Genomic DNA, 12,531 nt, shown 5'->3' with positions numbered 1-12,531 from the left:
TGTCAAACATCAGGTGTAGCGATAGGCTACGTTTTGTCGGAGGCGATGGTCTCCGACCGACCGGAGGCGATCGCATCTAACAACAGTAATCCCATTTGCTTCAATAAAGCAGTGTTACCATCAGGGCAACCATGTTGAATTATACACTTGGCACAGCCAGTATCGCAATTACAATCCCGTGCGATCGCTTTAGCAGCACCAGCAAGTTTTGGCAAATGCTTAAACACAGCTTCAGCCGCACCATTACCACCATCACTGGTATCATAGAAATAGCCTGTGTAATTGTTATTTTCCCCCCCTAACTCCTTCACTACTGTAAAATTCACCTGTTTTGGGTCAACTCTAGCCACCAGCTGTAACGCTCTCATAATTTGATGCCCAAAGCTGTGGATAGCAATCAAGGTACTGGAATATTCCCACAACTGTTGATAGCCCGGTGGAATCGGTTCTCCACTGCGGGTTAAATTGGTTCTAGTTTCTTTGGTATTGTGCTGGAGGTATTCCCGCGCACTTGAGTTAATCGCTACTTTGACCATTGGTGCTGAAAATTGAGTACGGAAAGGCTGCTCAAACTTTTCTTCTGACAGGGTTTTCACAATTACAGCTTTGCGTGTGAGTTTGCTACAAAGTGGACAACGACGTTCTTTAGGTAGCGGCTCTTTGTAGTTAAGACACCGCTTGTTCAAACAAGTCTGCTCATAGATTTGGGTCATTAAACTGTAACCACTGGTAATGTGTTTAACTTCACCAAAACTAAGTTCCAGAGTTAAGTATTCCTGACAGTCATCAACTTCACTGAGTTGAGAAAACAGCAATGGTAACTTCACCGGATCAGTCAGCACTGTTAGGCTGCTGGTTTCTGACTCTGTAACTGCAACTGTAAACAGTGAGCTATCTGCTGTCTGTTTTAATATTGCTTGCTTGCTGTTCAAGTCAAGGGAGATGCACTGATAAGTCAGCATTCGTCCATTGGCATCTTGTCGTTTGTAGATGGCTTGGGGATGGACTTCTCGGTGAGCAATATCTTCTGAGATTTCCTCTAGTTCTTCCCCTGATTCTGCATCTACTAGCTTGATGGTAGTTTGGGATAAGCCACCCCGAAAGTTAACATCTTTATGGGGATAGCCTTTTGCCCACAGTCCATTACGACCTTTATTTAGATGCCCTTGGGCTAACAGGAGTTTTGCTACCTCGTAAGCTGCTGTGCCAAAGTAGTGCTTGATTTTATTAGTAGGAATACCAGTTTCTGCGGCTGCACACATCAAATGTTTAGCAGCAAAGATGGGATATTCGTCGTTAAAGAAGACTTCCTCAGCTTCTGGCGATACCAGCATTTCTGGATGTTCTGCTACATAGCAGTCTATGGGATTGAGAGCATTGGGAAGCAGTACTGTCAATCCAGGTTGTGAACGTCCGGCGCGGCCACTGCGTTGCTGGTATGCCATTTTGGAACCTGGCCAGCCACGCAAAATGCAACATTCTAACTCTGGCAGGTCAATTCCAGCTTCTAATGCTTCTGTGGCAATAATCCATTTGATCGTGCCAGACTGGAGTTGGTCAACTACTTCTGCGCGACGCTCAGAAGTTATGCCACTGTAGAAAGCGGCTACTTGGTTTAATTTGAGTAATTCTGTTAGTTCCCGCACGCTGCGACGGGAGTTACAAAAGGCGATACCTGACTTACCTTGATTGAGCAAAAATTGAATTATCCGAGCGGTATCACCAGTCAGATTGTAACTGGGCTGAGTGACAATTATTTGTCTAGATGGTGAAGCGGCTCCACTTTTGCGAATCCAAATCAGGGGTTTGGGGTTGAGTTTAGTGGGTTTCAAGCCAGAGATTTTCAGAGCCAGTTGTTTAGGATTACCACAAGTGGCACTCAGGAAGATAAATTGCAGTTTCTTGGAGTCACCACCGTAATGATCTACTGCTAGTTTAATGCGACGAATCAGCCAGGACATATTTGCGCCATAGCTACCTGAGAGGGTGTGAGCTTCGTCAAGCAGTACATAGCGCAATCGCTGATAAAAGTTTGCCCAATGCGCGGATTTCCAGGCTTGCTTGAGTTGAAAGTGGATTAATTCTGGAGTGACACCTAAAATATGCGGTTTACTCTTGAGAATTTGTTCTCGTTTTTCTGATTTGACATCTCCAGTGATCATTGCCAGTATAGGTCTGGATTGTGTTGGTATGGTAGAGAGGAGTTCAGAGATTTTGTGGAACTGGTCTAGCGCCAATGCTCGTAGTCCATAAAATGCTAATGCTCGATGTTCTTCATTTATACAACCTTCTAGAATGGCGGGGTATGTGCTGAGAGTTTTGCCACTGGCTGTGGGAGAGGTGAGGATTAAACTTTTACCTTGTCTAATTGCTTGTAAGGCTTGAAGTTGGTGAGAGTAAAGTTTGGTAATTCCTAATGATTGAAGTGCTTTAATTAATTTATTTGGTAGGTCATTAGGGATATTTTTCAGATTAGGTTCTTTGGCAGGGATAGTCTGTTGCCAGAGTAAATCTTCACCTAGAAATTCAGCAATATCTGTTGGTTCAGGGGGATGGTTATTTGAGTTGGAATTTTCTGTAATGGGTGTACGAGGTGGTGTCCAAAAGCTTTGTAGCAGGGCATTGTAGTTGGGCGTGGTCATAGTCGTAGTCTTCGCTCACTGCCCTAAAAAATCCCCCATTGGGGGAAAGTTTCAATAGGTTGAATTGAATTAAAGCAATCCTATTTGATGCGTGAGAATATTTTTTAGTAATCACCAAGAGTAATGAGATGAAATATTTATAACTATCATAAATGATCAAAAAATGATCAAAAAATGCTATAAAATTCTACCTTCTTGAATAATCAGATGGTTTTTTAATATTTCCATTAACAACAAACACGAACGCTTTTGACGGATATTTTTTTGTTAAATCATCGCCACCGTGCGTTGGCACATCAACTAGGAGAATGTCATTTCTAATATCTCCTGGTGGATTATTTTTAGGTGTGATATCAAGGATCAAGACAACACTAATCTGCCTAGCCTCGACACTTTCATATTGTGTGGACTGTCTTGTATACTTTTCACAAATTTGTTGCCTATTACCATTAGTTTTCTCAACTTTTAATTCGATTATAATACCGCGATAACGAATATCTGTAATACCACCAGCTTGACTTGGATGTTCTTCCACATCTTGTCCCAAAATAAAACGTAAGTCCCGTACTATAGTCAATTGGAATTCTGCCTCAGATATCGATAAGTTGTCTTTGAACACAGATCCCTGTGCATAAGTTCCAAGAAGGCGTGTTAACGCATCCAAAACTGAGAATAATTCTGGTAATTCATCACGCACAGATGGACTATCTTTTAATAAACTTTCCAGTAATTGAGCTACGTGTTTATCTAGGCTAGGACGACCACTAGAAAATCCGTAGCCTTGAGGTTCAACAATGCGAAAATCTATCTGGTTATGTCCAATTACAGCAACTTCATGAAAGCTACCATCAACTAATTCAAACGCACATCTAACAATAAAGGTAATGTCCTCAGACAATAAACTTTGAGCAGATATAAACTTAATCTGCCCTGTCAATTCTCCCTCATACTCATTATCTTCGATGCATTCTGGCTGTTGAAGGGCAAAGTTGGAAATTGAATAATCGCTGCTAGGATATGTTGTTAGTAAGTCGAGGCGTAATCGTTCAGCATCTTTGTGCCATGTGATACCACGAATTCTAAATTTGAGCGAGTATATCAACTTTGGTTGAAGTAATTGGGGAGTAACCAAAGGAGCATTATCGATGAATGCAATAATCCTCACTAAGGGAGACGGTAGTAAATTATTTTCTTCATCCGCAGATAAACTTTCAGGAGAAAATGGAAAGTGATCGCGTTTGTGTTTCCAATAAGTAATCGGTAGTGGTATTGATTGGAGAAATAAAAGTAGTCGCCCTGGATTTATGCTTCGACCATCTTGCCCAATTACCTCGTTTATAACTTTATGGTTGTTCGTACCTTGGCTAACAGAATCGGAAAGATAGGATTGAAATTCAGCGCATAATATAGCTAGCCTTTCACGTTCACTTAAAAGGTCTCCAGATTTATTTAGCGCAATGTTGCGACAGTGTAAATGACTTCCTAAAACACGGAGACCCATAAGAACTAATTGCCAGACGTTTAACTCGTTTGACTCTGCTGTTTTGGCAAGATGCGTCTCCATGCTGTCGATGACATCAGAAATTTGAGTGATACACTCACCTTTTCGTAAATCGATTATTTGAAGAAGTTTTCGCAGATTTACTATAATTTTGGCAGCATGATGGGCGTGATCAATATCTAGCTCTTGATTTCGTCTCAAATTTTTATCTCCTCAATCTTCGACATAACCTCATCGGCTGCTGCAATATCGCCATTCTGAAGGTTAATATTAGCAGTGGCAATTTCCCCAAAAAGCCTTATTGTTCTCTGTAACTTTTCATAACGCTTCTCACCATTTAGCGATTCTACGGCAATATCAAGCACCTCTTTTTCAGCCATATAATCACCATATCGAGCAAACAAACTAGCAAAGTGAGATGCTTCCCAAGCATCTTTTATTGCAAGTTGCCTTGCAGACTCAAGTAATTTTGACCTAATACGTATATAAACAGTGTAGGGAATTTGGTGCAGCCAATTGAACATTTTTTCACGGGTAGAGTCATCGTAACCGTTATAGTAGTCTCTACTGTAATTGGCTAAACACCACGCAATCAGGTATACTGCAAATTCAGCAACTGGCTCATCTGGCTTGAGATACTGAATAATTTCTCTAACAATTCTTTCATCGATAAGGCGTTCCTTAGTCGGAAGAACATCACATATAAACCTAATTGTGATGTTCTTCAAACCTGCAAACTCGTCAGATATCCAGATAATTGTTCGGCAAATTTCTTCTAAAAAATAAAGGTCTTTTTTATTTTTATAAGTACCAAGCCAACCTAGTATCAAATTTAGGGCTTCAATGGCTTGGTTTTGATTCAACCAACGTCCTTGCCAGCGTAAAGCATGAATTGCCGCTTTGTGGACAATTACATAGTCGTCGTGCAGGTGAAGAATAAGGACATCTAAAATGTTTTTTGGTGGAGCAGATTTGGAATAACGATACATTTCCTCTACCGCATGGATGGCAGATGCCCTTAATAACTGGGACTCAAAGTCCATCAGTGCCTTCATAATTATTGGTAAGACTCGTGGCTGTAACGAGTAGCTTTTGCCAACTTCACCTAACAAAGTAACTAGTGCTGACTTTAATTTTTCATGTGTTTTTGTATCAATATTTTCAAAGCAATTTATAATCGCCTCTCCAACACTTACTGGTTCATAATCGGCAATATTTTTGATGCAATTAAGTAATTTATGTTTAAAAAATCCCCATGTTTGACAATGATTTTGTTCTGTCAAAGTTATGAGCAGAGGATGATGACTTTCATCTCCTGGTAAAATAATCCGTGGCGGTGGAGCAGGCGGTTTTTCTTGAATACAAATAAGTGCATAGTAGCCGAGTAATGAATCAAAATGAAATATTACTGCTTGAGGACACTCAGAGCAGGCTATTTCTAGTGCCTCAACAACTTCATGTCTTACATCGATGTCGAGAGATTCATCTTTTACAAACTCTATACATCGATTGACTGCTATTTGTACTTCAATTTTCACTACATCTGATTTTTTAGGTTTTTCCTGCCAGTTTCTATTAGCTTTCCAAAACAATTCACGATAGATATTTATAATTTCTTCTTGAACTGCTGGGCGTTTTTTGGGCATTTGTGAAACAAGATACTTGTCAACCTGTATAGGGGCATAGCGGAATACCTTAGTAATTCCTTCCTTCGCACTAGCATCGGCAGTGTCGTCGCAAGGGTCATCGTATAAATCCAATGATGCAACTAGCTCTGATAATAATTCAATACCAATTTGAGGTTGGACATCCTGCAAAAATTTTAGTGCGCCGCAAGCATTGACTCGAACATAGCTGTTATCCCACAACAGAAGCGACCTCAATGGGATAATTATACTTGAGGGATTTGCATCGTAGCAACGCAGTAGAACCTCTGTAGTATTTGGATATGACGGAGCTTGTTCGTACCAACTACCAAGGGGTTGAAAGTGCCTTTGGTTGATTATCAGATTCTCAATAATGTTAGGTTCTAAAGGATAACTAATTTTTTGGTCAAGAATAAATAATATTTTTGCCGCTAATTCTGGATGGATGTTCCGCTCAATGGCAGTTAACGCCATAGATTCTAGTCGAGGTGACAAATCTTCTTGCCGACCCGCAAGTTCAGCGCAAATTGGTAAACAATGTGAAGCAAATTCTTCAGATAGCGACTGGTCAATCAAAATGTCGATAGCGACTGCTGGAAATAAGTCAGCCCCAATCCGTGCTGATTGGATCAACAAATCTAAATTTCTTTGCTGCTTTACCTTGTCGTCCGAAAAAAGTTCTTCAACAAAAGTGAGGATTTGACGCTCGTCAATTTCAGAAGATTCCTTCGCTGCACGCGGCAGTTCCCGAAATTCCTCGCTAAGTTTCTTTAGCTGCTCTTGGCGTGTTTGATTAGCTTGCTCGTGTTTCTGTAATTGTTGCTGGTGGTTTTTGATTATTTCCTCACCCCAGGCTTTGTTGCCGTTTGGTTCATGATATTGACAATCAGCACAATTTTTAACGATAAACTCTGGAATAATCCAAGGAAGATTCATCGATTCTGTCCAACTCTCGGAATACTGACATGAAATCGCATGACTACCAATTGGTAAACCTGACATTTTTGCAAGAAGACCAGCAGACTTCATCTCTACACGGAAATGCTTGCACCAACTCCTTACATTGTGAATATATTTAGCGTTTTCCTCGCCAATGTTGATAGCTTCTTCATTTCTTCGCTGGAACGATTCGTCAAATTTACCCATTCCCATATTTTTGTAAATTCAGCCAAATATATTCTCTTCAAAAATTATAGTATGGCTTCAGTTCTGCTGACTAGCTTTATCTCCTTGGTTAACAGTCGGTTGATGACGACTTGTATTAGAGTATTTTCTGTTTCACTTATGAGTTTTTTGAGATGCCAGTAAAAAGTTAATTTGAGATTTTAAATTGATAGTACATTTTAATTCAATATAAAATCCCAAATTATCAATTAAGTTTACATTGTTGGAGTTAGCTTGAATTTACTACTAAGACTAAGAATTGTCGGTAATAAATTCTTCGCTTCAGCACCTGTCTTAATAGACATCTCCAAATCCAGCATCATAGTTACTGCCTTAGCTAAAGCATTGATGCTTGTATTTGCTACCTCCTGACGCAAATAGTAAATGCGATTAGGATTGCTGATACTGCACAGTTGAGCTAATTCACTATCTTTCTTAACCCCAGAAACGATCGCTGACTTAACCCACAGCCAAGTTCTAAACTGCGTTAGGAGAGTAGCAACAATCACCATTAATGGTTCAGAGCGTGACAGTAAATCATCCAGCAGGTGCAAAACTTGATTGCTTTCTCCTTGGCGAATAGCAGATGCCAGTTGTAGGCTATTCTGAGTCTGACATGGCACTAACTCTTTTACTTCTGCAAGTTCAAGTTGTCTGCCCTTACCATAGATATACAGTTTGCGTAACTCTGTGGCTGCACGAGTCATATCGTTACCAATTGCTTCTGCTAGATATTCCACCGCATTCTTTGACAGCACCAGCTTGATTTTTTTAGCTTGAATAGCGATCGCCTTTTCAATCAAATCAGTACGCCAAGGTGGTATTAATGGAAACTCAAACAACTTGGCATACTTGACAATATGTTTGTAAATCTTCAGGCGCTTATCTACATTGGTGGCGACAAACACCAAAATTGTGAATTCAGGCACTTGAACAAGCTGCTGCAAGGTTGACAACTCAGTATCACCCCACTGCTTGAGGTGGCAATTTTCCACAATTACCAGTTTTTTACCACCTGTCAGGGAACGAGTGCGAGCTACACTGATAGCTTGGTCAAGGCGATCGGCTGGAAATCGGTGATAGCAAAGTGTGAGCCATTGAGCATCAATCTCTGCTTTGTATTGGTTTAGCTGTTCCTGGATGGCGTGTTGGTCGTCACCTGTCAGCAAGACAATCATGCTTTTACCCTCCCATTAATATTGAGGTCGGCAGTTTTAATTAATACAGTTATTGGTTGTTGACTTTGGGTAGCTCGTTGCAGCATTTTAGCGATCGCCTCTTTACTACTTTCAAACTTATTCAGGTAAGCTGGTGTAACCTCTAAAATTGCCTTGTCACCTTGCAATTTAACGAGATTTGCATGAGCCAACAGCTTTTGATTGCTGGGTTTAGCTGTATCCATCACCTGCTGCCAAATTTGAGCCAGGTTAGCGGTATTGGCTGCAACTGTTGGTAACAATTTGTCATCTATAGGTTTAGCTGTCACCTTATTTGTGGTGTATACTCCAACTGTCGGTAGCAACTTGCCGTCATTGACAGGTTTGGCAGTTAGCGTCTTGGTTGCACTGACAGGCAAAGGCAATAAACTGGGTATCAGGTTCAGTAAGCAAACTTCTAGCCACACAGCAGCATTTACTGTGTACCGAAGATAGTTTTCTGCTTTTTGTAACTCTGCTAGGGACAAGTTAAGCGTCTCGAAATTCCAGTGATTTGCTAAAGCCTTGAGTTGAGCATAGCTAACACAACCAGTTAGCAGGGATTGCTCTTTGGGTGCAGACTTGATAATCAGTAAATCTCGGTATGTTTGCAGTAAATTAGAGAGAATCAATTTGGGTGTTTTACCAGAGTCGACTAGAAGTCTTGCTACTTGCAGCAAGTTAAAGGTGTTGTTCGTGGATATTGCCTGTAAAATTGACATTAATTCTGTTTGGGTCACACCACCAGCGATTTCCATGACATGATTAGCAGTGATATCTTCATCTAAAAGACTCACCTGACCCAGTAATTGCAGTGCATCCCGCAATCCACCATCGCTGAGTCGTGCGATCGCTGTTAGTGCCTCATCATCAATAGAAATAGATTCTGCATCTGCTACAATACCGAGGTGCTGCACAATTGCCTGAACAGACAAAGTGCGGAAATTAAACACTTGACAACGGCTGACAATAGTAGGTAATACCTTGTGCAGTTCTGTTGTGCAGAGAATGAAAACAACATGAGGTGGTGGTTCTTCAATACACTTAAGTAAGGCATTGAAGGCGTTACCGGTTAGACAATGGCACTCATCTAGAATAAAAATTCGGTAACGTCCTGCAACAGGTGCTAAGGTACTGCGCTCAATTAAAGCACGGGCATCATCTACACCATTATTAGAAGCAGCATCAATTTCACTGACATCTAGGCTATTACTGGTTTCAATTGAACGGCAGGATTGACAAATACCACAAGGTTGGTCAGTTGGTTTTTTAGTGTTGAGGCAATTGAGGGATTTAGCAAATATCCGAGCAGTTGAGGTTTTACCTGTGCCTCTAGAACCTGTGAATAAATAAGCGGGTGCAATTTGCAGGTATTTGACAGCATTAGTCAGAGCAGTTTTGATGTAGGGCTGTCCAACTAATTCGGCTATTGTCTGGGGTCGATATTTTTGATGTAGGGCGACTGTAGACATAGGATTCATTAACCTTAATTTGTCGCCCTTACCCCTGTTAAGGGGGTGTAATTTTGAATCCAAAGTAGGCTGATTTGCTCAATTACAGTAAGATTTACCGATACCAGAAGTTGAGTACACCTAATTATTTAAACGTTGAAACAGGTGGAGAAGTTTATGGAATTTACAACCGAGCTATAGCCATTTTAGAATTCATATTCTTGCCCCATAGAACGCTAATTTTCCCTTTTTTACCTGCCTCCTTAAGCAGTAGCGAATTCTGTTAAACCTCGTTTACTGGGATGATGGAAACCCAAAACAATATCGGCTTGGGGTATTCCGGCTGATAGCAAATCATCAACAACGCATAAATTAGTTGCATCTTCTTCCACCCAAACTTTGCCGTTTTTAATGCAGAGATAGATGATAATATACTGTATTTGCTTTTTGTCATCCCAGCCAAACCTAAACCAAAGATATTGATCTCTTGTTTCATCAAAAGCCAAGCGATCGCTTACTTCAACTCCCGTATCTTTTATAACTTGAGTATTAGTAGTTTCGTAATAATCAGTCAATATCTTCTTGATAGTATTGCGGTATTGTTCTAGCTTATCCATTGCCGAATTTCCTCCTTTTCTGTATTTACAACTATTAACAGCAGGTTATTTTCATTGATGACTGCTTGTACAGATTTACGTTGAAAAAAGTTCTCATAGACAACATCATCAACAGCTAAATAAAGTTTATATTCTGGCTCAGTAAGTTGAATGAGTTTCCGATAGACTATGTATTGTCCCAGGGCATTATGAAAATCATACATCAGCGATTTGCCCACAAAGCTCTTGATTTCTACAACAATCTTCTGTCCCTGGCGTTCTGCGGCGATCGGTTTTTCTGCTGCTAGGTCAGCGTAGAGTTCAGCATCCTCATATTTGATAAAGTAAGGATCATCTGTGATAGTCCAACCGTCTTTTATCAATGCGTTCTTGACTTCATTATGGTATATGTCTTTTGCTGGCATGGTGGAACTATTGAGTAATACTCTAATTGTAAAGTGTTTACTATATTGGGTAACAATTAGATTCTAAAACATACTTTTCTCTCTTTCCTTCTTGCACCCTGCTTTGCTTCCTTTTTTTTTGATAAAACTGGATAAATTTGGCATTTTGGCGGCAAATAGTCGGATATATACCGCCAAAATGCACAGTTTCTATTTGTCAAAATCGAGAATTTTCGTTCATATTGTCAGTTTTGTCCAGAGTTCCTCAAATCCCCGTCTAAAATAAACACCACTCGTATCCAAAACATCCTACAAAACTTCAAGATTCCGATTAACATTTATTAAGCATTTAGAGTGTACAGTGGCAGTAAGAATTGACGCATTTCCATTTGCAGTTCTGGATTTGGTCTATCTCCATAAGGAACCAACATGGCAGGATGATCTGATTGTTGCAAGTGCATTTTGATAGCGGAACTAGGAATTGCCTTAGCTGCTTCTACTAAATACTTGAGGTTAAACTGAATATTCAATGACATTTCTGATGGTAGATGAGCAGCAATAACCTGATCGCCTTTGCCAAACTCCCGTTCAATTGATAATCGTAGCTGCTGCAAACTTCCATCAAATTGTAAGTAAATACCTTTCTCTTTTTTATCTGTTAACACAGCTAACCGTTCCAGTGCTTTGACTAAGAATGCTTTTTCTAGGATTACTTCTCGGTCAAAGCTAAATCTTGCCAATAGCTGTTCGCAGTCAGGGTAAGTTCCTTCTAGACATTGACATCTGAGGATAATATCTTGCCAAGCAAAACCCAAGCGATTATTTTGGGCATCATACAACAAATTAATGAATTCGACAGAATCATCCAAGTTACGCGCTAGTTCCTTGAGGACTCGACCGGGAATAGTAAATTGGATTATCTCTTCAGATTCTACTTGTTTACGCGGTTTTCTACCAATTCCTTGAGTTGAAAGTTCAGTGGTTGCGACTCGATGCCCATCAGTACCAATAAACTTTAACTTCTCCTGTGCAAGTTGGATATGAACTCCGGTCAAAATATATTTATTTTCATCAGTGCTGACAGCATAAATCACACCTTTCAAACCATCTTTTAAAACTGTTGTTGGCAGAGGAATGGGAGTAGCATCAATTGTAGAACTAGGTGGAAAGTCTTCAGCACTAATGCCTCTAATTTCATATTTTCCATCAGCATCAGATAAACTGAGAGAGCAGATTTTTGTTTGCTTATCCTCATCAATAAGCTGTATAATCTGAGTCTGACTACTGAGGCTAATATTACCATTAGGGCAATGCTTAACTATCTCAAATAGCATTTCCACTGGCACAGTAATTTCACCCTTGAGCAATACCTGGGCTTCAAAACTTGCCTGAATTGTTAATGCTAAATCAGTAACAGTTAAATGTATCTGTTGTGTTTCGACATCTGCAATGATTAGAGCATTAGCAAGAATCGGATGGGTAGGTTTAGCTGGGGTAGCACAACTAACTAAAGAGAGTGCATCGTGAAATTTAGTTTGTGAGCAGATTACCTCCATTCCTGATTCTATAAGTGGTTGAGAGTTTAACTCTGATTTGGCAGAACGTTTATTAGTACGCTTATTTGAGATAGGTTCAGTTGAAGTATCAGCATCTAGAGATGTAGGTTTTTTCTTTTTACCTGTAGATATTTCTGGGATATTTGCTGATACTTCATTTTCGGCTTTAGGAGTAGCTACACTTGTTTCTTTTGTCTGATTGGCAGGCTTTACCCTTTGTTTGTGTGCTGTTTGAGTCATGATAATTTATTTCTGGTTGCGTCATTGTTAGAAAGGTGACTGCGATAGCAGAAAATAAAGGATGTGAAGTTTTGAATCAGATGCTTTTACTCTGTGAGACATACGGAACTTTAGTGAGATATCCCATTTAACCGC

Annotated in this window: 8 protein-coding genes; all 8 read right to left on the bottom strand. The window is 40.1% G+C overall.

Annotated features, from left to right (window positions below; translation table 11 throughout):
• Positions 1–26: 26 nt before the first annotated feature.
• Positions 27–2,642 carry a DEAD/DEAH box helicase gene (locus IQ276_RS36790; RefSeq protein WP_235116422.1) on the bottom strand — a complete coding sequence of 872 codons (2,616 nt, stop codon included), beginning with the start codon at positions 2,640–2,642 and terminating at the stop codon, positions 27–29.
• Between the two features lie 187 nt (positions 2,643–2,829).
• Positions 2,830–4,344, bottom strand: a complete 1,515-nt coding sequence (locus IQ276_RS36785) for a hypothetical protein (RefSeq protein ID WP_193920555.1) — start codon at positions 4,342–4,344, stop codon at positions 2,830–2,832.
• Positions 4,341–6,935, bottom strand: a complete 2,595-nt coding sequence (locus tag IQ276_RS36780; RefSeq protein ID WP_193920553.1) for a hypothetical protein — start codon at positions 6,933–6,935, stop codon at positions 4,341–4,343. The genes IQ276_RS36785 and IQ276_RS36780 overlap by 4 nt, the downstream gene beginning before the upstream one ends.
• 233 nt (positions 6,936–7,168) lie before the next feature.
• Positions 7,169–8,131, bottom strand: coding sequence for a DNA polymerase III subunit delta (holA, locus tag IQ276_RS36775; protein ID WP_193920551.1), 963 nt, complete (start codon positions 8,129–8,131; stop codon positions 7,169–7,171).
• Positions 8,128–9,621: a DNA polymerase III subunit gamma/tau gene (dnaX, locus tag IQ276_RS36770; protein WP_193920550.1), complete on the bottom strand. Its 1,494-nt coding sequence runs from the start codon at positions 9,619–9,621 to the stop codon at positions 8,128–8,130. Before dnaX ends, holA begins: the two co-directional genes overlap by 4 nt.
• Positions 9,622–9,863: 242 nt before the next feature.
• Complete coding sequence (locus tag IQ276_RS36765) at positions 9,864–10,217, bottom strand: XisI protein (RefSeq protein WP_235116420.1); 354 nt, start codon at positions 10,215–10,217, stop codon at positions 9,864–9,866.
• A complete protein-coding gene (locus IQ276_RS36760; RefSeq protein WP_235116419.1) occupies positions 10,205–10,621 on the bottom strand; it encodes a XisH family protein in 417 nt (138 codons plus the stop codon). The genes IQ276_RS36765 and IQ276_RS36760 overlap by 13 nt, the downstream gene beginning before the upstream one ends.
• 320 nt (positions 10,622–10,941) lie before the next feature.
• Entirely contained in the window at positions 10,942–12,396 is a 1,455-nt protein-coding gene (gene dnaN, locus IQ276_RS36755; protein WP_235116418.1) for a DNA polymerase III subunit beta, read from the bottom strand.
• Between the last annotated feature and the right edge of the window lie 135 nt (positions 12,397–12,531).

Origin of the sequence: Desmonostoc muscorum LEGE 12446 (assembly GCF_015207005.2) — a bacterium.
GTDB lineage: Bacteria > Cyanobacteriota > Cyanobacteriia > Cyanobacteriales > Nostocaceae > Nostoc > Nostoc muscorum.
This window is presented reverse-complemented; position numbering and strand designations above follow the sequence as displayed.